This window comes from Pseudomonas sp. CFBP 5748, assembly GCF_053850495.1.
Window position 1 is genome coordinate 409,718 of record NZ_JBSPTN010000004.1, and the last position, 24,996, is coordinate 434,713.

Consider the following 24,996-nt stretch of genomic DNA (forward strand, 5'->3'; position numbering starts at 1 on the left):
TCCAGAGGACAAGTGGCCGTTAGACGCCGCCCATAAGCTTCGGTTCAGACCCGGTACGAGTGAATTAAATAGCGACATTCGCCAGGGAACATGGTCTGTTAAGCATTGAAAATGTCAGGAGCAAGGCAGCCCCATGGATTTTTTTGGCCCCCATATTTTCGGTTACCTGATCGCGCTGCTCCATACCCTGGGCTCCATCGCCGCCGTCCACGCCGTACTGACGGTGCGCACGGCCCAAGGTGCGATCGCCTGGGCCCTGTCGTTGGTGTTCATTCCTTACCTGACGCTGATTCCCTACCTGGTTTTCGGCCGCAGTACCTTTGATGGTTATATCAAGGCCCGGCGGCAAGCCAACGAAGAAATGCGCAAGGCGATCTCCGAGTTGAACTGGCGGCCGTGGGTCGAGGAGGCCTTGACCGCCCGCGCCTCCCAGGCCTACGCCTCGTTACGGGCCATGCCCAAGCTGGGGCGCACACCGTGCCTGGCAAACAATCAGGTGCGATTGCTGGTCAATGGTCACGCCACGTTCGAGACGATTTTCCAGGCCATCGACAGTGCCCGTGAGGCGGTGCTGATTCAATTTTTTATCATCCACGACGACCGCCTTGGCCAAAGCCTGCATACACTGCTCTTGAAAAAAGCCGCCGAAGGCGTGGCCGTGTATTTACTCTATGACCGCATCGGCAGCCACTCCCTGCCCCACCGCTACGTTCAGGCCTTGCGCGACGGTGGCGTCCAGGTGAAAGCCTTCGCCACCCGCAGCGGCTGGCTCAACCGGTTCCAGGTCAACTTTCGAAACCATCGCAAGATCGTGGTGGTGGATGGTGTTTTGGGTTTCGTCGGCGGGCACAATGTGGGCGACGAATACATGGGCGAAAAGCCGCCCTTGGCACCATGGCGCGACACCCACGTTGAAGTGCGCGGGCCGGTGGTGGGGAGCATGCAAGAGTCGTTTGCCGAAGACTGGTTCTGGGCGGCCCGTTCGTTGCCACCGCTGATCCTGCCGGACAGCTACCCGGACGACGGTGTGCTCTGCCAGCTACTAGCCAGCGGACCGGCTGATGCCTACGAAACCTGCTCACTGTTTTTCGTCGAGGCTATTCACGCGGCCAGCGACCGAGTCTGGATCACAACGCCCTACTTTATTCCTGACGAAGCGGTATTCGCAGCGTTACGCCTGGCGGTGCTGCGCGGCGTGGACGTGCGCATCCTGCTGCCCTCGCGACCGGACCACAAGGTCGTCTACGCCGCGTCCAGCCTGTATGCATTTGAAGCGGTGCGGGCTGGCGTGCGGGTGTTCCGTTATCAGCCGGGCTTTCTGCATCAGAAGGTGGTGCTGATCGACGGGGAAATCAGCGCCATCGGCAGTGCGAACCTGGACAATCGTTCGTTCCGATTGAATTTCGAAGTGATGCTGCTGACCGTGGATATCCCATTCGCCAGCGAGGTGGAGCAAATGCTCGAGAACGACTTCGCCCAGGCCCAGGAAATCGACAAACAGGCAAGCCGGGAGACCCACCGCCTGCAGAAGGTCGGCATGCGGATCGCCCGGCTTATTTCCCCGATACTCTAAGGTATGTAGATATCGTCACGGGTCCAAGGTAAATCATGGCTACCGTCGGCGTGGGCCTTCACCGCCAGGATCTGGTGCAGGTTGATCCAACCCTTGGCAAACGCGTAGGCGCAACCGGCCAGGTACAAACGCCAGATCCGCAGCGCCTGTTCCGGCACTTGCTTCGAGGCGGCCTCGAGGTTGTCCTCCAGGCGTTCACTCCAATGGTCGAGCGTGCGCGCGTAGTGCAGGCGCAAGCTTTCCACGTCGACAATCTCCAGCCCCGCTTCGCTGATCTCGGCGCAGATCATCGACAGGTGCGGCAGCTCGCCGTTGGGGAACACATACTTCTCAATAAACTCACCCGCGCCGCGACCGACCGGACGACCGTCAGTGTGCTTGGCGGTGATGCCGTGGTTCATCACCAGCCCACCCTCGCGAACGGCGCCGAACAAGGTCTTGCAGTACTGCTTGAGATTGGCATGGCCGACATGCTCAAACATGCCGACACTGACCACCTTGTCGAAGCGACCATCCTGGGGCAGGTCCCGGTAGTCCAGCAGTTGCAACTCCACTTGATCCTCCAGGCCTTGCGCCTTGACCCGTTCGCGGGCCAACGCCAGTTGCGCCTCGCTCAGGGTAATGCCAAAGACCTTGGCGCCGAATTCCCGCGCCGCATAACGCGCCAAGCCACCCCATCCGCAGCCCACATCCAGCAGATAGTCGCCAGGTTGCAGACGCAGTTTGCGGCATAAGTGGCGGAATTTAGCTTGCTGGGCCTGTTCGAGGGATTCGCTGCCTGTCTCGAAATAGGCACAGGAGTAGGCCATGTCGCTGTCGAGCCACAGCTGATAGAACGCGTTGGACAGGTCGTAGTGATAGGAAATCGCCTTGGCATCGGTTTCCTTATCATGAATCGAACGCACCGGCGGGTTGTCAGAATCTTCCTTGATCAGCGCCTGGCTCCATTCATCGCAGACCCGGATCACTTCGTGGATCGAACCTTCGAGTTCGAGTTTGCCCTCTACGAACGCCGCCCCCAGCGCATCCAGGCTGGGATGGGAGAGTTGCGCGACCATTTGTGGGTCCTTGACCACGATCGTGACGCTGGGGTCGGCACCCAGCGTAAATTCATGGCCATCCCAGAGCCGCAGCCGAAGCGGTAAATGAAGATTCTGTAAGGCCGGTGGAAGTTGCGCGAGCATGAAATAACCCCCTCGTTTCAGACATCTGAAAATGAGGGTAGACCATCGTAGAAAAATAGCAGGCTATCGAATTTATAGCCTTTTTCTATCGCCTTCCAAAACTACTGTTGGAGCCAGTAACTGCCTGAAGTGGTTCGCCCTCTTCCCTAGCTGACTATGAGTATGGCCCACAGTTCGCCAACATGCCCAAACGGCCTATTCATCCCGAATCTTCAGCAACGGCTCTTGAAACCGCAGCAAGCGCCCGGCATTCCCCAACACCAGCAACGTGCTCAAATTATGCAGCAACGCCGCGATCATCGCCCCCGCCGCACCGAGCCAACCGAACGCCGCGAAGGCAACAATTGCCAGGGTCCAGCCCAAGCCGATGATCACGTTGACTTGCAGCGTACGCCTGCATTGGCGACTGAGCCGAACGCAGGTACCGAGACGTCGCAGATCGCTGCCAATCAACACGATGTCCGCCGATGCGAGGGCAATATCTGCACCACCGGCGCCCATCGCGACACCCACTACGCCAGCCTTGAGCGCCAGGGAATCGTTGATCCCATCGCCCACCACCATTGGCCGGAACCCGTGGTCGATTTCGGCCATCACTCGCTTGAGTTTATCTTCCGGCAAGGCCTGGGCCTGTACGTCGCCGAGGCCGATGTCCTGCGCCAAGGTGTTGGCCACGCTCTGGCGGTCACCGGTCAGCAGCAACTGACGCCCAAGGCCCAGTTCCCGTAGTTCAGCCATGGCAATCCGTGCTTCCGGCTTGACGCTGTCAGCCAGCAGCAGCCAGGCGAGAAATTTTCCATCCAGGGCCAACCCGGCAATCGGGCCATCATGGTTGGGGACTGCTGGGGTTTCGATGCCCAACTGAGTAAACAACTCTGGCCGACCAAGCGCCGCTTCGCCCTGCCCGGTCATCGCCACCACACCCAGGCCCTGGCGCTCTCGGATATCGCTCAGCGGCAGGCAATTTTCCTGCTCCACCAGTCCCGCCAACGCACGGCTGACCGGATGGCTGCTGGCCGAACCGAGGCTGGCGGCCAATGCGAGTAAAGGCGCGTGATCGTCGTGGGCACTTTCGATAGATTGCAGGCGCAGGGCGCCGTACGTCAGGGTGCCGGTCTTGTCGACGACCAACGACGTCAGGTCCGCCAGTTCTTCCAGAAAGGCCGAACTGCGGATCAGGATCCCGTGGCGCGCCGCCACCGCGATCCCGGCAATGGCCGTCGCCGGCGCCGACAGCACCAACGCGCAAGGGCACGCCGCCACCAATACGGCGAGCATCGCCTGAGAGTCGTTAGTGACAAACCAGGTCACCGCCGCCAGCAGCAACACCAGCACCAGATAACTGCCGGCGTAGCGTTCCAGCAACCGGGTAATGGGCGGCTTGGAGCGTTCGGCGTTTTGCATCAGGGCAATGACCTTGCCCAAGGTTGACTCATTGCCGGTGCGGGTCACCTCCAGACGCAACAGCCCATCAAGATTGATCGCGCCACCAAAGACTTCGGTGCCGACCACGGCCTCCAGTGGCACCGATTCGCCGGTGATGGGCGCGGTGTCGAGGCTAGCCTGACCGGACAACACGCGACCATCGGCCGGCACCCGGTCACCGGCGCGCACCTCCACCACATCACCGGGCCGAAGCGTGCCGTTATCGACCTCGACGATCGTACCGTCAGCCAGCACCTTGCGGCCCAGGCTGCGGGTCAGTTGGCCAAGGGCATGAATCGCTTCCTGGGAACCAATGACGCTGCGCTCCTCCAGCACATGGCCGAAGATCATGATGATTGGCAGCAGCGCTGCCGTCAGTAGATCACCCGTGGCCCAGGCGCCAAGCATCGCCAGGGCAATCAGTTGATCGGTGATCCCGTGCAGGCTCGGATAACGCAGGCTGTACCAGGCCGAACGCATCACCGGCACTGCCACCAGCAGCGAGGCGGATCCCAGCAGCAGTTGACTGACACCGCCCTGCTCCTGCGACCAACCGCGCCACACCAGGCCCAAGGCGAGCAGCCCAAGGGCGAGCATCGCCAAGGTCAGTTGGCGGGCGGCTGTACGTTGTTCGGCGCCAGACAACATCGGCACCACGGCGGATTGAGCGGTCATTGTTCGGCTCCCTGAATGATCAGGCGGGAATCGTCCTTCGGATCGACCGTTGTCACCGAGCCGGCCTGACGAAGGATAGCGGGCATGCGCTCACGATAAAGGCGCAACAGCATTTGCGGATCGGTGCCTTGGGCCTTTGCCAGGCCGAGCACTGTGGCGGTATCGGCCGACGCCTTGGCGAGCCGCTCACTGGCCTGGGCATGGGCGACTTGCACCGCACGGTCGGCGTCCTGGCGGGCGCTCTGGGTCAATTTTTCAGCCTCGGTTCGGGCATTGGCAATGGCCTTGTCGGCCTGTTGGCTGGCGGTCAGTACCGCGTTGAATGCACTCACCGCGGACCCTGGGAGGCTCGACTGCACGTCGACCCGCACCACTTCAATGCCCAGGCCCTGCCCGGTTGCAGCCAGATCGGCCAGGCGTCGGTTGATACCTTGCACCAGATCGCCGCGCAAGCGCTCACGGCGCTCGGCGGCCTGGTTGTCACTGCCCATCAGTTCAGGGCGCGCCACCAGAATGGTGTCCAAGTCCCGGGCGGCGGTAAGGGCCACGGCACTGCGAGTCGCCAGTCGATCCAACGCCGGCAATACATGTTCGCCTTGTAAAACGAAGGCGTAGGGGTCGGTTACTTTGTAGAAGAGTCGCACATCCAGTTGCACTACACCGGCGTCACCGGTCAATAAATAACCAGAACCGGCTAACGCATCGCTGACCGGCGTGGCAAAACTGGCGACGCGATCCGCCTGCAAAGCCGCATCCGAACGCAGCAGGTATTCCACTCGACGCTCAAGCACCCGATCCGCCGCTGGCAGCAGGATCACTTGTTCCACGGGACGAGGCCATGCCAATAGAAGGCCGGCATTCTGGATTCGATCCATGGCACCAAAATGCAGGACTACCGCACGGCTCTGCGGATCGATCTGCCGCACGTTGGAAAACGCCCAGGCCAACGCCGCCAGAACCGTGACCGCGTACAACGCCAGAAAAGCCAAACGTCCTGCCTGAATCCATGGACTGGATAAGCCGTTTGTTCCACGTGGAACCAAACTCATGGTTGTGTTCCACCCTTGGGTTCCACGACAGGCGGGCCTTCTACCAACACCCGGAAGGGCGCGGCGTCGGTGCGCAGAATCAATTTCGTACCCGGCGAAACAATGGTTCCCAACGTATCCAGCGAGCGCAACAGGTTGTAGAGCTGAGGTGAGCCGGCATATGCCCTGCCGTAAATCTCGGCAGCCTCCACCCGGGACTGCGCTTCGATATCGGCGGCTTTCACCGTGGCATCGGCCTGTAGAATTCGCGCATCGCGCTCTGCGCCAGAGCGAATTTGCGCCGCTTCGCGCCTGCCGATCGCCGTTCGCTCGGTGGCGATGGTTTCGCGCTCGGCACGCATGCGATCCACCGTCGCAGTCAGCGTCACCGACGGCAAGGTCAGGCGCTCAATACCGACTTGCAGCACGCGCACTCCGTAGGTGGTGAGCAACTGTTGATCGATCTGCTGACGCAATTGCGCTTCGAAATCGGCGATGCGCACTTGGCTGGCGTCAGTGTTGACCAGGTTTGCCAAGTCGAAACTGGCAGCCGTGGTTTCCAGCGCCGAACCGACGAAGGTGCGGATCTGCCGGGCAGCTTCATCCGGCTGGTTCTGCACCGCACGCATGAAACGCTGCACGTTGTCCGGGTCGCCCTGGACCTGCCACGCCACGTACGCCTGAACGATAATCCGCAATCCGTCGCGTGTGCCGACGTCCTGTAGACCGCTGGAAGTAGTGCGCAATCGCAAGTCCACCGGAATCGCCGCTTCGAACGGTGCCGGCCAGCGCCAGCCCAGGCCCGGTTGCAACAACACCCTTGCCGGGTTGCCGAAACGGGTGATGACCGTGGCCTCTCCCGACCGCACTTGCACCAGGCTGGCGGCTGCCACGGCAAACGCCACCAGCAACGTCGCCCAACCCATCCGCCGCCAGGGGAACGGCCCGGCGTGCTGCGGATCGCCGTGATGGTGATGATGCCCATGGTGGTGGCCGGCATGAGCATGATCGTGACCGGCGTGGTCGTGGTGATCGTGTGAAGAGGACTGGCTCAATGGGCAGCTCCTGGCTGGACAGGGTTACGCGGCGACACGGGGTCTGCCGGCAGCGTGAAGGTACGCAGATCGATGGTCGGCGCGTTGCCGCTGCCGCCCAGGCGATGATCGAGAATCAGCAACCTGGCATTGCCGAGGCCCTGGCTCAGTTGGCTGAGGTATTGCTCCAACACAAATGCGTGGCCGGCCGTCGCGTAGGCTTTGCGCTCGGCGCTGAAGCGCAAGTCGGCGGCCTGGGCGGTGGCGTTGATTTCCCGGGCGGAGGCTTTGGCCTGGTCATGGGCGACGCTGGCTTGCAGTTGCGCCTGGTTGGTCTGCTCCGCCGCCGCGCCGCGCTCCCGGGCAATCATTGCCTGGGCGCCGATCTGCGCCGCTTGCACGCCGTGGTAAGCATTGGCCGCTCCGGCCGGCGGGTGAATCGCTTCGACCACTGTCGCCAGAATTTCCACACCACTGTCGAGCGACTGCAAGTCGGCCTGCACGGCACGGCCGATTTCATCGGCCAGCCTGACACGGTCCGCGCCCAGCAAACCGTCCAGCGTGCGCGAGGCAAACTCATGCACCAGGACGCGGCTGGCGGTGCTGCGAATCAGCGTCGGCACATCGGCGCTGTTGTAGGTCGCCGCTAGCGCCGCTGCATCAGTCAAGCCGATGCGATAGACGAAACGCACGTCCATGTTGACGATCTGGAAGCTCTGCTGGTCGGCACGACGGCTGGCGATGACTTGGGATTTATCGTTCACATGGCTGGCGTCCCACAGCCGATTGGCAATCGCCGGGGCCGGCCCCTCAGCCGGCTCAGCCTCGGTGGGCGCCCGGTTAGCAGCGCCGCTGGTGGCCAGTTCATGCACGACACCGTTCTCGACGCTCAGCACCCTGCCCCAAGGCCAGGGCAAGCCGGCGTGCAGACCCGGGGCGAAAACCTCCACCGGCTTACCGAAGCGCTCATAAATACCGCGCTCCTGCAGCGGCACTTCATGCACGCCTGTCAGCAGCCAACCCACCAGCGATACCAGCGCCAACACCGGTAAGAAGGCCCGACGCATGTAACTGAAAGCCCAGATCTGCCGCAGGTCGATACCAAAACGGTTGTGCAGCTCATGCTGCAAAGCCAATAACGGTTGCGGCGGCCAGCGCAACAGGTCCGCGACGACGCTGCGCCCCAACAGGGTCGGCTCCAGGGAATCCCGGCGTGGGCTGAACAACGACAGCAGCGCGCGCAGTAACAACTCCACCGCCACCAACCCTGGCAATAATCCGATCAGCACCGCCAGGCGCACCGGCCAGAGCGACGTTTCTGCGGCGAACAACAAGCACAAGGCACCGAGCACCAGCACGATGATCGCCACCCGCGTCAACTGCGCCAGCGACGATGCTTCCGGCCACTCCACGCCAGGCTGCTGGGCCAATTGACGTTCGAACACCAGCAACCCAAACGCCAGCAACAAAGAAAGCACCGCGCCCACACTGGCGGACACGCCAAGGGCAGCGCCAGGTAATTGCAGGTTCCAGGCTTGCTCCAGACTCAGCAATACCATCACTGACCAACCGGCCAGCCACAAGGTGGATGCGCCGATCTGCTTCAGCAGGCCGACCCAGCGCGCGCCGATTCGCTCGAGCAGCCGCTCATACCAACCCAAGTTATCAACAGGCTCGTCTGCGGGAGTAGAGATATCCACAGCCGGCCGCAGTGCCCTGCCCCGCCATTGCGTGATCCACCAGGCCGACTGCAAACCCGCCACCAGTACCAGTAAACCCGCACTCTGGCTGACCAGCAACGCCGGCCAAAGTGATTGCGGCGAAAACAGCCCGATGAAAAGCGCCAGCCCCCATCCCAGGCCTGCCAGACTAGCCAGCGCGTAGGCGATTCGCTTCAAGCGACGCCCCTGAAACAACGCCCGCTGAAAGCGCGGCCACTCGGCAACCGCTGCCCCCTCGACATCAAGATCGACTTGCATACCACCCCAGCGCTTGTGGCGATCAGAATCCGGGCCCGTGGACAGACGCCACCGCCGCTCCGTTATATGTCGTTACCTTATAACGATTACTGTGAAATTTCTGTTTTGAATTCTTCATGACGCGCCCTGCGCCTACCCCTTGACTAAAGCCTTGACCTAAATCTTCGGGAACGCTCATATTACGCTCATAATTTTTTATCTGGCCAAGCGGGAGAACAGCGATGAGCAACTATGACGTAATCATTCTGGGCGGCGGGCCCGGCGGCTATAACGCGGCGATTCGCGCCGGGCAGCTGGGGTTGAAGGCCGCCTGTGTCGAAGGCCGTGCGACCCTGGGTGGCACCTGCCTGAACGTCGGCTGCATGCCCTCCAAAGCGTTGCTCCATGCCTCGGAATTATACGAAGCAGCCATGGGGGCAGAGTTCGCCAACTTGGGCATCGACGTCAAACCCAGCCTCAACCTTGCGCAAATGATGAAGCAGAAAGACGAAAGCGTGGCGGGCCTGACCAAGGGCATCGAGTTTCTGTTTCGCAAGAACAAAGTCGACTGGATCAAGGGCTGGGGCCACATCGACGGGCCGGGCAAAGTGACCGTCACCGGCGAAGACGGCGGCAAGACCGAACTGAGTGCCAAGGACATCGTCATCGCCACCGGCTCCGAACCCACACCGCTGCCAGGTGTCGAGATTGATAACCAGCGCATCCTGGACTCCACCGGCGCATTGTCCCTGAGTGAAGTGCCCCGGCATCTGGTGGTGATTGGCGCAGGCGTCATCGGCCTGGAGCTGGGTTCGGTCTGGCGGCGCCTGGGCGCCGAGGTGACGGTGGTGGAATACCTTGATCGCATCTGCCCGGGCGTGGATGGCGAGGCCGGCAAAACCCTGCAGCGAGCCCTGGGAAAACAGGGCATCCAATTCAAGCTGAGTTCCAAAGTCACGGGCGCCGTTTCGTCGGCCAGCGGTGTGCAATTGCAGATTGAACCCGCGGCGGGCGGCGAAGCGCTGACCCTGGACGCCGATTACGTGCTGGTCGCCATTGGCCGGCGGCCCTATACCCAAGGGCTGGGTCTGGAGAACGTCGGGCTGAGCACCGATAAACGCGGCCTGCTGGCCAACCAAGGCCATCGCACCGAAGCGCCCGGCATTTGGGTGATCGGCGACGTGACGTCCGGGCCGATGCTGGCCCACAAAGCCGAAGACGAAGCCATGGCCTGCATCGAACAGATCGCCGGCAAGGCCGCCGAGGTCAATTACGCGCTGATCCCCAGCGTCATCTACACCCGTCCGGAACTGGCCAGCGTCGGCAAGACCGAAGAACAACTCAAGGCTGAAGGCCGCGCCTACAAAGTTGGGAAGTTTCCATTCACGGCCAACAGCCGGGCGAAGATCAACCACGAGACCGAGGGTTTCGCCAAAGTCCTGGCCGATGAGCGCACCGACGAAATCCTCGGGGTGCATCTTGTGGGCCCGAGCGTCAGTGAGATGATCGGCGAATACTGCGTGGCCATGGAATTCAGCGCCTCGGCCGAGGACATAGCCCTGACCTGCCATCCACACCCCACCCGTTCGGAGGCGTTGCGCCAGGCGGCGATGAACGTGGAGGGGATGGCGACGCAGATGTAGAGGGTGTTCTCTATTGGCTAATCACACCTGACCCTGTGGGAGCGAGCTTGCTCGCGAAGACGGCAGCACATCCAACATCGATGCAAGCTGACCCTGCGCCATCGCGAGCAAGCCCGCTCCCACAGTTACATCTTCAGCCTAGTTGGCAGCCATCCGTGCCTTGCGCTGGCGACGGCTGATCAACCCCAACACCACCGCTGCCACCAGCACCAAACCACCCACTTGCAGCCACCCCTTGTAAGGTCGCAGCGTCGAGCGAATCGGCTCCAGGGCCTGGGTGACGTAGCGTTTGTTCGCGGTGCGGAAATCCGGCTCCTGGCATTGATGACCGAAATCCCCGGCCCACTCCACGTAGGGGCCTTCCTTCACGTACCGCTGATACAACGCGCTTTGCTCTTCCAGGCTTGAGTTGTAACCGACCGCTTTGCACAGTACGGCCGCAAACGCCTGGCTGGTATGGGGCAAGTTATCTGCCGCCTGGCTGGCCAGCGCCGTGGCGACAAACCGATAGTGGTAACGCACGTCCGGTTGCGCGGCGCTGGCCTGCTGGCGTTGCACTTCACCTTCAGCCACCAGCGGCCCGATCTTCAGCTCAACGGGTTCCAGGCTATAGCTGCCCCCCAGGCTGGCGTAATCCGGCGCCATCTCGTAGCCGAGCAGTTCCATGCCCCATTTGCGGGCCATCCAGGACGCATTGAAATACGCCTCGGCCCGCCCGGTTGGCCACCACTTGGACTCGGCATCCTGGCGCAATTGTCCATAAGCACGGGCTTTATTCTGCAGGTCAGCGTTGTCGAAATACGCCGGAGCCTCATCGTAGCGCCCTTCCCTGAGCAAGCGACGACCCAGCAGGTTGCGCAGGCTCGCGGCCACCGGCAGTGGCACGTAGTTGTCGCGATCTTGTTGGCTCAATGCCGGTGGCGCAGGGACTTGCGCGTCGACGTATTGTTTCAGCTCATCCACCGTCAGCACACGCTCGGCAACCAAGGCAGCGTCGTACCAATAGTTGGCCTGGCCGCGATAAAGCTGATCGAAGGCTTGCAGGTAGTCACCCCGTTGCAAGGCCAGGATCGCACTTTCGCCTTCGACCCGGCACTTGGGCTGCACCGACTCGAAATCCCAATCCGGTGTACGTCGACTGCCCCAGGACTCATCCTTCGGAAACGCCTGGGCCGCTTTGGCATAAGCCGCCGCCGCGGCGACTTTGTCCCCGTCGCGCAGCGCCAGTTTGGCCCGCACCCACCAGGCCAAACCTGTGTCGGGGGCCTTCTCCACAAAGGCCTTGGCGCCGGTGTAATCGCCGTGCTGATAACTCACCGCCGCCAAACGGTCGGCATCTTCCAGGTTGCCCTGGGCGTTGGCTTGCAACAGCGTGAAGAGCCTTTTCTCACCCGACGGCTCCTCACCGTCCCACCAGCCGACGCGGCTGAGCAAATACGCGGTCACCAATCGCTGCACCGCCGGGGTTTTGAGCAATTGGCTCAAGCGTTCATCCGGCTGGATACTCAGGTCGCCCGCCAGTTGCAGCAACGAGCTGTAACCGACCTGGGAGCCTTGCAGGGACTGAGTCGCATACAGTTCGACAGCGCTGTTCCAATCATCAACGGTATAGGCCACCCGGGCTTCTTCGCCGAGACTGGCGATACCCAGTTCCAGCGGATCGCTGAAGCCGGCAACGCTTAGCTCGCGGGCCTGGCGGAACGCTTCCCGAGCCTGCTGCTGCAACGCTGCGGGTTCGCCGCCACCGGCCTCGGTGCTCAGGGCAAACAAGGCCCGCCCCAGGGAATACGCGGCCCAGGTGCTACGCAACGGGCGCTGATCAGCCGGCAGCGCCAGCAACTGCTGGAACGATTCGGCTGCCCGCTGATGCTCACCGGCGTTAAAAGCCGCCGCGCCAATCGCGTACAGCCGCAGCTCGGCAGGCAGGTTGGCCGCTTCGGTGACAACCTGCTCGACATCGGTCAGCGCCCGCAAACGCTCCACCACCGCTTGCTGCGGCGGGGTCAGGCCAATCTGTTCAGCCTTGCTGCGTTGTTCGACGTAAGAAGCCATATCGTCATAGCTGTAATCCGGGTTGCGCGTCGCATCGGTGGCCGGCTTGAGCCCGGCAATCGCTCGGCCGAGGCGGCTGACCTCGAAGCGGAAGCTGCCTTCGGGCAATTCGGACAGTGATTGCGCGCGGTTATCCAGCAGGCGCATCGGAAAATCCGGCCCGCAGGCCAGTGCCTGTCCCAGCGGCAGGCTGAGGCTCAGACAGAGCAGATGGCGAGGCCACTTACGGGTAGACATTGAAACCTCCTTGGTCAATTTTTGTACAGCGCGCCCAGCCGATTGCCCGCTGGGCACCGGCGGCCAAGCGGCCTTCCTGAATGCGGGTGAAGGTAAGCAGTCCAGGGGTTTGTTGCAACGTGTAACCAGCCAAGGCATCGACGCCGTCACACGCGCCGACGGCAAGCGTCAGGCGCTGGGGCCAAGGGCTGTCAAGATTGCCCTGATTCATCAGTCGGATATCGTACAGACCTTCGTGCTCCCCCACCTGCAACGCCAGGCGACTGTCCAGGCTGTCACCCCGAGCGACAGCGCCGAGGGTGGTCAGGCTCCAGGCACGCCGGTCACCCGCCAACGGCAGACGAAACCAGATCAACCCGGCCAGGTGTTTCGGTGGTTCGGTGCGCAGCTGCGCCGCAAGACCGGCCACTTGTTGCGGATCGGCCAACAGCTCGCGACGCTCGCCACCTCGATCGATCGGCACTTCGCTCTCCACCACCGGCGCCCCGCTCTCCTGGGTCAGCAGCGCCACACCGTAGGCCGGCAGGGCCAGATAGAACGGCCGAGTGGTAACGCCGCTCCAACGCTCAGCCCAGCGCCGGGCCTGCTTCGGATCGAACAGTCCCTGGCGCGGATCGCTCACCGCGTGAACCTGTAACACGCTACTGTCCACCGTCTGCAACAGCCCCGGCAACGCGGGGCTGTCGAGCCAGGCCGGCAGTGCCGTGATGCTCAATCCCAGGGTGGCCGGCAAGGCCTGCCGCAGCCGGGCTAGAAATGCCCCGTAGGCCGGCAAGCGTGCGTTACCGGCGTCATGGTCGATTTCCACCCCCACCGGAGCCAGACCCTGGGCTTGCCAGTCACTCAACAGTTGCTGGATCTGCGTGATCACCTCGTCCTGGTCCAGGGATTTGAGCTGACCGTCCAGGCGAATCACGGCAATCAGCGGTCGACCATCCGCCTTGAGCATGACCGAATCAATCCGCGCGCGGCTCCAGCCAGCCCCGGGAAAAGCCTGCAGTGCCAACACCCGCAGACGGGAAAAGTCGCCATGGCTCTGACGCAACGCCGGTTCGTGGGCCGGCGTCCATTGGCGTTGCCAGACATAGAGTTGTTGATCGAGGGATGGCATTGGCGGTTGTTCGCAGCCGCTCAAAAGCAACAAGGCGAGCGCCAGCGAGAGCCGGACAAGAAAAGTCATGAAACCTCACCACCCCGTAAAAGCTTCGCAGATTAACGCGTTGCACATGACTGTGGGAGCGAGCTTGCTCGCGATAGCTTTGGATCAGCAGCATCTTTGCTGACTGATACAGCGCTTTCGCGAGCAAGCCCGCTCCCACAGGGTGGAGAACTTCAGGTTATTGGCCGATGGTCATCAAGACCTCAGCTGCATCTGCTCAGGCGGATCTTTGCAGGCCGACAGCGGTACGCGGCATGCCCACGAACCCTGGCAAGGCTTCGATTCGCGCCAACCAGGCGCGCACATGAACGTAGTCCTCCAGCGACACGTTGCCCTCCGGTGCATGGGCGATGTAGCTGTAGCCCGCGACGTCGGCAATCGTCGCAGCGTCGCCTGCCAGATAAGCACGGTTGCTCAATTCTTGATCAATGACTTTCAACAGGCTGTGGGAGCGGGCAATCACGTCCTCGGCGTTGTAGGGCGCGCCGAACACGGTGATCAGTCGCGCCGTGGCCGGCCCCGAGTGGATCGGCCCAGCCGCCACCGACAACCAGCGCTGCACCTGGGCGGCACCGATCGGATCGGTTGGCAGCCAGCGGCCCTTGCCATATTTGTGCGCCAAGTACACCAGGATGGCGTTGGAGTCGGCCAGCACCAGACCGTCATCGTCAATCACCGGCACTTGGCCAAACGCATTGAGGGCAAGAAAATCCGCCTGTTTGTGCGCGCCTTTGGCCAGGTCGACGAAGACCATTTCGACAGGCAGTTCGAGCAACGAAAGCATCAGTTGGACACGGTGTGCATGGCCAGAAAGCGGGAAGTGGTAGAGCTTGATAGGGTTCATGGTCGACTCCGCTGGAAATGACGCCATTAGCAGAACGGCGTCGATGGAGTCATCCTCCTCTCTAGCTGAAAACAAGAGAATCACCCACAAGTGCAATCCATTGTTTCATCCAGCGCAACAATTCCTCAGCTGCTCAAAGCCGGATGTTCGCGTAATGCGCGGACGGTGAAATCGACAAAACTGCGAACCCGCGCCGGCGCATTGCGCCCACCCTGGTAGACCACATGGATCGGTAGAGGCGGCAGTTCGAAATCCGCCAGGACGATTTCCAACTCACCGGCAGCGACATTGCTCGCCACTTGATAAGCCAGGATTCGTGTCATTCCCAGCCCTTGGCAGGCGGCGGTGATCGCGGCCTGGTTGGCCGTCACCACCAGGCGTGGCACAGGCCGGACCGCCAACGGCTGGCCTGCCTCGACGAAGGTCCAGCTTTTGATCTGGCCGATGGCCGATGACGCCACCACCGGCATTCGTTCCAGATCCTGCGGATGCTTGGGCCGGCCGTGGCGTGCGAAAAAACCAGGGGAGCCGCAGACCACCCGCCGCACCTCACCCACGCGGACGGCGTGCTGGTTGCTGTCTGGCAACTCGCCAATGCGCACCGCAACGTCGATGCCCTCCTCGACCATGCTGACTGTACGATCGAGCAGCAAGGCGTTGATGCTGACCTCGGGAAACTGCTGCAGGTAATCGACCAGCACCGGTGTGACGAACAACTGACCGAACAGCACCGGCGCCGTAATCGTCAGTTGCCCTCGAGGTTGGACGTGGCTGCCGGCCGCCGAATCCTCGGCTTCCTGCAAATCGGAAAGGATCCGCCGACTGTCCTCGAGAAAGCGCTGGCCGGCTTCGCTCAGGTACACGTTGCGCGTGGTACGTACCAGCAACGGCGTACCGATACGTTGCTCCAACCCCGCCACGGCTCGCGTGACGCTGGCCGCCGACAGGCCGAGGCGCCGCGCCGCCGCTGAAAACCCCGACTCCTGAGCCACGGCGACAAAAACCTGCATTTCCTGAAACCTGTCCATCCATCCCCCGATGAGAAATCCTGATACAAGTTTTCTGCGCGTCTCAAAGCCGCGCCATACGGCCGCTGTAGAGGCCTGAACCAGTGAACCACAGCGCAGCGCAGCCGAACACCGGGACATGGACCCGGCCGTTGGCGGCTGCGCTTGTTACCATCCATTTTTGTGACAGTTTAATGACTGCGAGAAAACCCTTGTGGGAGCGGGCTTGCCCGCGAAGGTGGTGTATCAGCCGGTGATGATGCTGACTGACATGCCGCCTTCGCGAGCAAGCCCGGTCCCACAGGGTTATGTGTGTTGTTCAATGGATTGGCTTCAACCTAAAGGCCTGTATTTGTGAACGTTTACCGCCATTTAAACCATCCCCTCGCTTCCCTTATCGCCCTGGCCGGATGCGTATTACTGATCCCGATGCTGCTGCGTCTGGTGCTGGGCTGGTCCGATCCGCAAGGCTATCTGTCGGATCTGGGCATCGGTGGGTTACTGATCGCGTTGCTTTACCGTCGTCCCTGGTGGCTCGCGCTACCTGTAATGCTGGCCTGGAGTGCGCTGACGCTGGCCAGTATCGAGTTGGTCAGCGCTGTCGGGCGAATGCCCAGCCCCTCGGATGTGCATTACCTGATCGACCCGCAGTTCGTTGAAAATTCCACCAGCGGCGGCTTCGCCCATCCCTGGCTGGCCGCAATCCAGTTGATCGCGCTGGCATTCTGGCTGATGGTCCAATGGACCAGCCGTCCGCGCCTGGCACCACGCCTGCCTCGCCACGCCTGGACGTTGCCGGTGTTGCTCTTGCTGGTGCACAGCGCCGTGCAATCCTGGCGGCCCAGTGAGGCGGACCAATGGAATCTGTTCAACCTGCCCCATCAACTCGTCACGGCGGGTATCGTGGCTGGCCAGGAACAGGCCCAGCAATGGCTCGAAGGCGATGTCGTGGAGCCGGTCCCGCCCATGCAGGGCCTTACCCGGCTGGACCTGGAGGGACAAAAACTGCTGGCCGCGCCGGGCCGCGCGCGCAACGTCCTGGTCATCGCCCTCGAAGGCATTCCTGGCGCCTACCTGAGCGCCAACCGCCAGGCCTTGAACAGCCGCTACCAAGAAAACCTGATGCCGCACCTCAGTGCCTGGGCCGAGCGCGGCATGAACACACCCGATTACGTCCTGCACAGTCACCAGACCATCCGCGGCCTGTACGCGATGCTGTGTGGCGACTACGACAAGCTCAACGATGGCACGCCCAAAGGCGTCGAAATGCTCAACCAGACCCAGCGCAACCAGGCGTGCCTGCCGGCCCAGTTGCGCCAGAACGGCTTCTCCACCCACTTCCTCCAAGGTGCGGGCCTGCGGTTCATGGCCAAGGACCGGATCATGCCGCACATTGGCTTCGACACGACCCTGGGCATGGACTGGTTCACCCGACCGGCCTACCTGGAATTCCCCTGGGGCAAGGACGACAAGACCTTCTTCGAAGGCGCCCTGGACTACGTCGGGCAGCTGCAACAGGCAGACAAGCCCTGGATGCTCACCCTGCTGACCGTGGGTACCCACCAGCCGTACTCCGCGCCGGATGACTACTTGCAACGCTACGACACCGCCAAGCAGGCCGCCGTGGGTTACCTGGACGACGCGCTGGAGAGTTTCCTGACGGGCCTGGAACGCCAGGGCATTCTGGAAAACACCCTGGTGGTCATCACCTCGGATGAGTCCCATGGCATCGACGATGTGCGCCTGGCGTCGTCCTGGGGGTTCAATTTGACGCTGGCGCCGGAACCATTACCGAGGATCAAGTCAGGGACCTACGGCCATGTCGACCTGACCGCCTCGATCCTCGATTACTTCGGCTTCGCGGTGCCCACGTCGTTGTCCGGTCGCTCGCTGTTCCGGGACTACCCGACAGGCCGGGAAATCATGTCGTTCACCAACGGCAAGCTGCGCTACCACGACGGCAAGGGCACATTCACCGAGTGCGATTTCCTGCAGAACTGCCGCTACTACAGCAGCCCAGGCTTCATCGCCGACCGTGCCAGCTACGGCGGACAATACAGCGGCCAGCGAGCCCGACTGATCAGCGCCCGGGCCACGGCCCTCGACCAGACCCTGCTACACACGCCCCTGAACCAGCATTATCAGTTTGGCAGCGCCGATAGAATCCCACTGCCAGCCCAGGTCACCAATGACTGGACCGACAACCTGATCGGCGCTCAATACCTGGAAATGCCCAAGGGCTCACAGACCCGCGTCAGCCTGACCATCCGCGCCGTGGAGGCAGACCATGCCGCCTATATTTCCCTCAAGGCCAAGGAGTTCGAGCAGGATGTGCCGATGGACCTGCCCACAGACGTGGCGGTAACCCCCGGGCAGCCACTGGTGATGAACATCCGTTTCGACAACCCGCAACCGCGCAAGGCGTTTTCCTTTCATTTGCTTGGTCACGGAGTGGGCGCCGTCGAGATCAGCGACTTCAGCGTCGTGACCGAACTGCCGGACCAGACCGACCAGCCGGAATACCTGGACGACATGCAGGACGACAGCGAGGCCCAGTCCAGCTAAACGAAAAACGCGCAGTCGCTGGATACGGCTGCGCGTTTTATCCGCTCAGGGCCTGGATCGCCGGTGGCTAATCCAGCAACCGATGCAACTTGGCGTATTGCAACAGCATGATGGTCTTGCCGTCGCAAATCTCCCCGCTTTCGATCATGCCCAAGGCTTGGTCGAGCGGCAGCTCCAGCACCTCGATCTCCTCGCCCTCCGCTTCAAGCCCGCCGCCTTCGTGCCGTTTGTCTTCATCGAAGTATTCGCCGACGAAAAAATGCACCCGCTCAGTCACCGAGCCCGGGCTCATGAAGGCTTCGAATACCTTGCGCACGTCCTGGACGATATAGCCGGTTTCTTCCTGGGTTTCCTTGCGAATGCAGGTGTGCGGGTCGTCGTTGTCCAGCAGGCCGGCGCAGGTTTCGATCAGCAAGCCATCGTGCCCGTTGACGAAGGCCGGAAAACGAAATTGCCGGGTCAACACCACGGTTTGCTTGACTTTGCTGTACAGCAGGATGGTGGCGCCGTTGCCCCGGTCATAGGTCTCGCGGGTCAGCTCGCGCCATTGGCCGTTGCGGCCGAGGTAGTCATAGGTGGTTTTGCGCAGCACGTACCAGTCGTCCGAGAGAACTTCGACGTGCTTGATGCGTACCCGATCCTTGGTGTTTGCCTGCGTCATTCAGCCATTCCAAGTCTGCTATCAGAAAGCGGCAGGACGGCCTGCCATGAGCTCAGGCAGGTTAGCAGAGGCCGGTTCGATCACTCCAGCCCGCTGGCAAACACTTTGCCGGGATTCATTAAACCGGCGGGGTCCAGAGTGCGTTTGATGGCACGCATCAGCTCGATCTCCAGCGGGTCCTTGAACTGGGCCGCAGCGGCCGGCTTGGCCTGCCCCAGACCATGTTCGGCACTGATGCTGCCATTGAAGGCACTCGTCATCCGGTAGATCACTTGCATGATCGCCCTCTCCTGGGCCTTGAACGGGGCGTCCCCATGGCCGACTGGCTTGCTGATGTTGTAATGCAGGTTGCCATCGCCCATGTGGCCATAAGAAACGATGCGCACACCGGGGAAATCTTGTTGTAACGCGCGGTCCGTGCGTTCGATGAATTCCGGGATCCGGCTGACGGGCACGCTGATGTCATGCTTGAGACTGGGGCCTTCATGGTTTTGTGCTTCGGAAATGCCCTCGCGCAGGGCCCACAGCGCGGCGGCCTGCGCCTGGCTGCTGGCGATCACGGCATCGATCACCCAACCCTGTTCGAAGGCATGACTCAGGCCGCTTTCAAGCAACTGGGTCAACGGCGCGTCAGGCACCGTGTCGCGCAATTCGATCAAGGCGTACCACGGATGCGGCGTGTCCAGCGGGTCACTGCAACCGGCAACATGCTCCAGAACGAACGCCAGGCTCTGGCGTGACATCATCTCGAAGCCTGTCAAACGATCAGCGCACAGGCTGCGAACATGGCCGATCAGGTCCACAGCCGCCTGCGCAGAAGGCAGCGCCACCCAGGCGGTTGCCGTGCTGTGGGTCGCCGGAAACAGCTTGAGCACCGCCGCCGTAATAATGCCCAGGGTACCCTCCGAACCGATGAACAGATGTTTGAGGTCGTAGCCGGTGTTGTCTTTACGCAGGCCTCGCAAGCCGTTCCAGATGCGTCCGTCGGGCAGCACCACTTCAAGACCCAGGGTCAGCTCCCGCATGTTGCCGTAGCGCAGTACCGCCGTCCCCCCGGCATTGGTGGCCAGGTTGCCGCCCACCGTGCAACTGCCCTCAGCCCCCAGCGACAGCGGGAACAGTCGGCCTGCCTGGCTGGCGGCTTCTTGCAAATGTTGCAGAATCACCCCGGCCTCGACCGTAATGGTTTCATTGGCCAAGTCGATTTCACGGATGCGCTTCATCCGGCTCAAGGACAGCACCACCTGCCGACCCGAGGCGTCCGGGATCGAACCACCGCACAGCCCGGTGTTGCCGCCCTGGGGCACCAGCGCCACCCCGGCGTCATGGCAGAGCCGCACCACCGCCGCCAACGCCTCAGTGCTGGCCGGGCGCACCACTAACGCAGCCAGGCCTTGGTAAGCGTTGCGCCAATCGGTCAGGTAGCCCTGCATGAGCTCGGGATCGCGCACCAGCCCGGCAGGGCCCACCAGGCGCTCGATGCTTTCGATCAATTCATGACTCAACGGCGACGACATCGTATCTCCTCAAGCACGCTGGCCGATCTCAACCTGTTGCGCAGTCCAACCGGCGACTTGCTCGCTGAGCGACAGGCCGAGCCCTGGCCGGGTCGGCACCAGCATCCGTCCATCCCGGGTTTGCATGCGCTCGTTGAACAACGGTTCCAACCATTCGAAATGCTCGACCCAAGGCTCGCGGCTATAGGTAGCGGCCAAATGGATGTGCAGTTCCATGGCGAAGTGCGGGGCGATCATCAGCCCCGCTTGCTCGGCCAGCGCCTGGACCTTCAGATAGGGCGTGATGCCCCCCACCCGCGGCGCATCGGGCATCAGATAATCGGCGGCACGCAACTTGATGAATTCCCAATGCTCGGCAACGCTGGTGAGCATTTCACCGGTGGCGATGGGCGTGTCGAATTGCCCCGCGAGGGCGGCATGGCCTTCGGCGTCATAGCAATCGAGCGGTTCCTCGATCCAGACCAGGTTGTACTGCTCCAGATGGCGGCACATGCGCTGCGCCGTGGGCCGGTCCCATTGCTGATTGGCGTCGACCATCAGCGGGAAGGCATCGCCCAGGTGTTTGCGAATACTGCTGACACGGTGCAGATCCAGCGCCTGGTCTGGCTGGCCGACCTTGAGCTTGATCCCGCCGATGCCCTTCTCCCGGGAGATATCGGTATTGATCATTAACTGATCGAGCGGCGTGTGCAGGAACCCGCCGGAGGTGTTGTAGCACTGGACCGAATCACGATGGGCGCCGAGCAGACGGGCCAGGGACAGGTTGGCACGCTTGGCCTTCAGGTCCCACAAGGCGACATCGAAGGCGCCAATGGCTTGTGTCGCCAGACCGCTGCGCCCCACCGAGGCGCCAGCCCAGCAGAGCTTGTCCCAGAGCTTTGAAATATCGCTGGGGTTTTCCCCGATGAGCGTGGGACCGATTTCCCGGGCATGGGCAAATTGCCCGGGCCCACCGGCGCGCTTGGAATAACTGAAACCCAGGCCGCTGTGGCCATCTCTGGTTTCAATTTCCACCAGCAGGATGGCGATTTCGGTCATCGGCTTCTGCCGGCCCGTGAGAACCTTGGCATCGCTGATGGGGTTGGCCAGCGGTAGAAATACCGACGCGATGCGGACCCAACTGATGCGGTCGTCGTCGGCTGACGGAAGAGGGGTCGGGCTTGGCATGGCTATCCTCCAGTTCGACTGGCGCAGCGCAAGATTGCGTTGCACCAGCCAAACCCATGGGTTGAGCTGAATCAGCTGCGCATCAGTTCAATGGCAGCACTCTTCTTGTGACGGATCACTGTCACCAGGTGCCAGGAGATGGAAGCGGCAGCCAGGATGAGAAAGCCGGCTGAGATGGGATTGCTCAAGAAGCCGCCGAAGTTCCCATCGGACAGCATCAAGCCACGACGCAAGTTGGTTTCAGCCATGGGGCCCAGGATGAAACCGATGATGAACGGTGCAATCGGCAAACCGGCTTTTACGAACCCGTATCCCAGCAAGCCAAACAGCAACACCGCCCAGACATCGAAAATCCGGCTGTTCAGGCCGAAGGCCCCGACCACACAGAGCACCAGGATGATTGGCAGCAGAATGTGCTTGGGCACCGCCAGCAACTTGATGAACATGCGCAAGCCGTAGAACTCGAGCACCAGCATCAGCACGGAAGCGAGGATCAGCGCGGCGAAAATCGTGTAGACCAGCGGTGCCTGGCTGATGAACAGCAGAGGCCCGGGCTGGATGCCGTGGATCATGAAGCCACCGAGCATGACTGCCGTGGTGGTATCGCCGGGAATGCCCAGCGTCAGCAATGGAATCATCGCGCCACCGATGCCGGCATTGTTTGCCGTCTCGCTGGCCACCACACCGTCAATCTTCCCTTTGCCGAACTCCTCAGGCGTCTTGGACCGTTTCTTCGCCACGATGTAAGAGACGATATTCGAAGTACCGGCACCGATGCCGGGCAGGATACCGATGCCCAGGCCGATCAGGGAGGAACGAGTGGCGTTGGGCAACTGGCCGACAAACTCCTTCATCGAAAAACCGAAACCTTTCACGCCTTTCATGCTGACGTGCTGTGGTTTGGCCCGGTGGCTCAGGCGCGCACTCTCAGCAAACTTCAGCACTTCGGCGACCGCAAACATACCGATCATGACGGTGAGCATGGCGAAGCCGCCATTGAGGCTCGGCAGGTCGAAGGTAAAGCGGCGAATGGCCTCGACCGGCGCAATCCCCACGGTGGAAAAGGCAAAGCCCAGGGCACCGGCAAACAAGCCTTTGACCAGCGAGCCGGTAGACAGCGTGGCGATCAACGTCAGCGAGAAAATCGCGATGGAAAAGTATTCGTGCGGGCCAAAACTCAGGGCCAGTTCCGCCAGGATCGGGGCGATGAACATCAGCGCGGCGATACTGAAAATCGTGCCAAGAAACGAGAACACCACGCCAATCCCAAGAGCCTTGACGCCATGGCCTTGTTTCATCAGCGGCCAACCATCGAATGTCGTGGCGATGGAGGCCGGCGTTCCCGGTATGTTGAGCAATATCGCCGATATCAGCCCTCCCGAGGTAGCACCGACAAACAGCGCGACCAGCAGCGCCAGGCCCGGGCCGGGCCCCATCGAGTATGTCAACGGCAAGCACAGCGCAATAGCCATGGTGGCCGAGAGCCCGGGCACCGCACCAAAAACGATCCCCACCGCAACGCCGAGGGTGATCAGGAGAAAGACGTAGGGTGTAAGTACGGCCGCGAAGCCTGTTTGCATGAGTTCAATCATGGCCGTCCCCTAGAAATCCAATAAGCCGACAGGCAGGAGCAAGTCGAAGCCATGGCGAAAGATGTAAAAGATCACGACAGCCGAAACGACCGCTATCAGCGCGTATTGGAGGTGCTTGACCTTTTGTTCCGCAGGGGTCAGTACGATGAACTGGGCATAGAGATAAAGCACCGTCATGATCACGAAACCCACGGTCTCCAGCAGCGCCGTGAAAAGCAGCACCAACGCCAGGGATTTAAAGACCGTTGGATAGTCGATCGACTCGGTTTTTTCGGCGGGTTCGCCACGTTTATCCGGCAGCTTTCGCCACGCCCACAGCTGTAAAGCCCCCAACAGGCACAACGCGACGGCGAGTACCCAGGGCACAAACGCGGCATCGACGAAACCGCGACGCGGCAGGTTCAAGGTCAATACCAGATAAGCCACGCCGGCACCGAACATGGCCAGGCCGGATAACAGCTCGTTTCTTTTATAGGAATCCATGCAGGCTCCTCTTGCTGGAAAGGACTGGCGATCGGGTGCTTGCCAACGCGACGCACACCCGAGCCGTTACGTAAATTATTTGGCTTTACGCATCTCGTCCTTGAACTGCATGAAGCTGTCGCGGGTTTTATTCAACGTGGCGATGGCTTCTTCGGAGCCCTGGAAGCTGACCGGCTGTTTGAATGACTTCTTCAATTCCTCGGCATATTCCGGCTCTTCGGTGATTTTCTTCATGGTGTCGGCCATTTTCTTGACGATGGCCGGGTCCGTGCCTTTCGGGAAGGCGACGACGTAAGGCTTGTCCAGGATCAGGTCCACGCCTTGCTCCTTGAAGGTCTTGACGTCGCCCAGCAGCGCATTGCGCTCAGCGTTGGGCTGGCCCAGGGCAGTCATCTTGCCGCTGGAAATGTAATCCTGGACCGAGCCATAGCTGATGGCACCGAGGTCAATGCGCTTGCCCAGCAAGGCGACGATTTTTTCGGACACCGTGCCGCTGTCGACCATTTTCAGTTTCACGCCGGCGAGCTTCTCGAACATCAGGCCCTGCAGGTGAGAGAAGTTGCCCATCTCGGTGCCGTAGGTGATGGTGCCGGGCTTGGCCTTGGCTTTTTCAATCAGTTGGTCGAGGCTGTCGATGCCCGAGCTTTTCGCCGAGACGAACACCGCGCCTTTGTCGACGCCGGCGATGCAGGAGATATCAAAGGCATCAAAGCGATCCTCCGACAGCCCCGCGACCTCATTGACGATCAATTGGCCGGTATGGGTGAACAGGATGGTATTGCCGTCCGGCGCCGCGCTCTTGACCGCATCGGCGGCAATCGTCCCGCCCCCACCGGCCATATTGGTCACCACCATGGATTTTCCGGTGAGCTTGGTGAAGTACTTGGCCATCATTCGTGCATTGAAATCGGTGTCACCGCCGGCATTGGCAATCACCACCACCTGCACTGGACGGCTTGGCCAGGCGCTGGCGTCGGCAGCCATTGCTGTGCCAGCGGTCAGGCTCAGAAAAGAGGCGATCAAAGAGGCGCAGAGTGTTTTCTTCATTATTGTTCTCCGGATGCAGCCATTCATTGTGGGATTGAGTTGAGCAGGAAACGAACACGCCCAGCGCTAACGGCTGGCGAGGCAGGCGAGGCAGGCGAGGCAGGCGAGGATGCTTGGACGTTGAGATCGGGGAGTTCGAATGAAC

18 protein-coding genes are annotated in these 24,996 nt (G+C 61.6%); 3 read left to right on the plus strand and 15 right to left on the minus strand.

The window, feature by feature from the left end; translation table 11 throughout:
- Positions 1-133 precede the first annotated feature (133 nt).
- The gene (gene cls, locus ACWNZ1_RS11905) at positions 134-1,573 is read left to right on the plus strand and encodes a cardiolipin synthase (protein ID WP_280944555.1); all 1,440 of its coding nucleotides are present in this window, start codon (positions 134-136) and stop codon (positions 1,571-1,573) included.
- Here cls and cfaB read toward each other — a convergent pair.
- The 5 genes from cfaB to ACWNZ1_RS11930 all read right to left on the minus strand — a co-directional run bounded on the left by cfaB (position 1,570) and on the right by ACWNZ1_RS11930 (position 8,898).
- Positions 1,570-2,757, minus strand: a complete 1,188-nt coding sequence (gene cfaB / locus ACWNZ1_RS11910) for a C17 cyclopropane fatty acid synthase CfaB (protein ID WP_135847897.1) — start codon at positions 2,755-2,757, stop codon at positions 1,570-1,572. The two genes, cls and cfaB, sit on opposite strands and share 4 nt — an antisense overlap.
- Positions 2,758-2,952: 195 nt before the next feature.
- Positions 2,953-4,857: a heavy metal translocating P-type ATPase gene (locus ACWNZ1_RS11915; RefSeq protein WP_256453971.1), complete on the minus strand. Its 1,905-nt coding sequence runs from the start codon at positions 4,855-4,857 to the stop codon at positions 2,953-2,955.
- Entirely contained in the window at positions 4,854-5,906 is a 1,053-nt protein-coding gene (gene hflK, locus ACWNZ1_RS11920) for a protease modulator HflK (RefSeq protein WP_135847899.1), read from the minus strand. The genes ACWNZ1_RS11915 and hflK overlap by 4 nt, the downstream gene beginning before the upstream one ends.
- Positions 5,903-6,940: a protease modulator HflC gene (hflC, locus tag ACWNZ1_RS11925; RefSeq protein ID WP_256453972.1), complete on the minus strand. Its 1,038-nt coding sequence runs from the start codon at positions 6,938-6,940 to the stop codon at positions 5,903-5,905. Before hflC ends, hflK begins: the two co-directional genes overlap by 4 nt.
- Positions 6,937-8,898 (minus strand): protease modulator HflK, encoded by a 1,962-nt coding sequence (locus ACWNZ1_RS11930; RefSeq protein ID WP_256453973.1) that lies wholly within the window; start codon positions 8,896-8,898, stop codon positions 6,937-6,939. The genes hflC and ACWNZ1_RS11930 overlap by 4 nt, the downstream gene beginning before the upstream one ends.
- 221 nt (positions 8,899-9,119) lie before the next feature.
- Between ACWNZ1_RS11930 and lpdA the strand changes: the two genes are divergently transcribed.
- Positions 9,120-10,520, plus strand: a complete 1,401-nt coding sequence (lpdA, locus tag ACWNZ1_RS11935) for a dihydrolipoyl dehydrogenase (RefSeq protein ID WP_265072522.1) — start codon at positions 9,120-9,122, stop codon at positions 10,518-10,520.
- A gap of 138 nt (positions 10,521-10,658) precedes the next feature.
- On the opposite strand, the gene ACWNZ1_RS11940 is transcribed toward lpdA, so the two are convergent.
- The 4 genes from ACWNZ1_RS11940 to ACWNZ1_RS11955 form a co-directional block, all read right to left on the minus strand.
- On the minus strand, positions 10,659-12,809 hold the full coding sequence (locus ACWNZ1_RS11940) for a hypothetical protein (RefSeq protein ID WP_135847903.1): 2,151 nt from the start codon (positions 12,807-12,809) through the stop codon (positions 10,659-10,661).
- Positions 12,796-13,989: a DUF3142 domain-containing protein gene (locus ACWNZ1_RS11945; RefSeq protein WP_256453976.1), complete on the minus strand. Its 1,194-nt coding sequence runs from the start codon at positions 13,987-13,989 to the stop codon at positions 12,796-12,798. Before ACWNZ1_RS11945 ends, ACWNZ1_RS11940 begins: the two co-directional genes overlap by 14 nt.
- Before the next feature lie 196 nt (positions 13,990-14,185).
- Positions 14,186-14,812, minus strand: coding sequence for a glutathione S-transferase family protein (locus tag ACWNZ1_RS11950; protein WP_135847905.1), 627 nt, complete (start codon positions 14,810-14,812; stop codon positions 14,186-14,188).
- 125 nt (positions 14,813-14,937) lie between these two features.
- Positions 14,938-15,840, minus strand: a complete 903-nt coding sequence (locus ACWNZ1_RS11955) for a LysR family transcriptional regulator (protein WP_135847906.1) — start codon at positions 15,838-15,840, stop codon at positions 14,938-14,940.
- Between the two features lie 333 nt (positions 15,841-16,173).
- Between ACWNZ1_RS11955 and ACWNZ1_RS11960 the strand changes: the two genes are divergently transcribed.
- Positions 16,174-18,384 (plus strand): LTA synthase family protein, encoded by a 2,211-nt coding sequence (locus ACWNZ1_RS11960; protein ID WP_256453977.1) that lies wholly within the window; start codon positions 16,174-16,176, stop codon positions 18,382-18,384.
- A 67-nt stretch (positions 18,385-18,451) separates the two neighbouring features.
- Here the strand turns inward: ACWNZ1_RS11960 and nudK are convergent, their stop codons facing one another.
- The 6 genes from nudK to ACWNZ1_RS11990 all read right to left on the minus strand — a co-directional run bounded on the left by nudK (position 18,452) and on the right by ACWNZ1_RS11990 (position 24,851).
- Positions 18,452-19,045 carry a GDP-mannose pyrophosphatase NudK gene (gene nudK, locus ACWNZ1_RS11965; protein ID WP_135847908.1) on the minus strand — a complete coding sequence of 198 codons (594 nt, stop codon included), beginning with the start codon at positions 19,043-19,045 and terminating at the stop codon, positions 18,452-18,454.
- Positions 19,046-19,125: 80 nt separating this feature from the next.
- Entirely contained in the window at positions 19,126-20,562 is a 1,437-nt protein-coding gene (locus ACWNZ1_RS11970; RefSeq protein WP_135847909.1) for an FAD-binding oxidoreductase, read from the minus strand.
- Positions 20,563-20,571: 9 nt separating this feature from the next.
- Complete coding sequence (locus tag ACWNZ1_RS11975) at positions 20,572-21,729, minus strand: L-talarate/galactarate dehydratase (RefSeq protein ID WP_280944557.1); 1,158 nt, start codon at positions 21,727-21,729, stop codon at positions 20,572-20,574.
- Positions 21,730-21,800: 71 nt separating this feature from the next.
- Entirely contained in the window at positions 21,801-23,321 is a 1,521-nt protein-coding gene (locus ACWNZ1_RS11980; protein WP_256453979.1) for a tripartite tricarboxylate transporter permease, read from the minus strand.
- A 9-nt stretch (positions 23,322-23,330) separates the two neighbouring features.
- Entirely contained in the window at positions 23,331-23,804 is a 474-nt protein-coding gene (locus ACWNZ1_RS11985) for a tripartite tricarboxylate transporter TctB family protein (RefSeq protein WP_135847912.1), read from the minus strand.
- 75 nt (positions 23,805-23,879) lie between these two features.
- Entirely contained in the window at positions 23,880-24,851 is a 972-nt protein-coding gene (locus ACWNZ1_RS11990; protein WP_135847913.1) for a tripartite tricarboxylate transporter substrate binding protein, read from the minus strand.
- Positions 24,852-24,996: the final 145 nt, after the last annotated feature.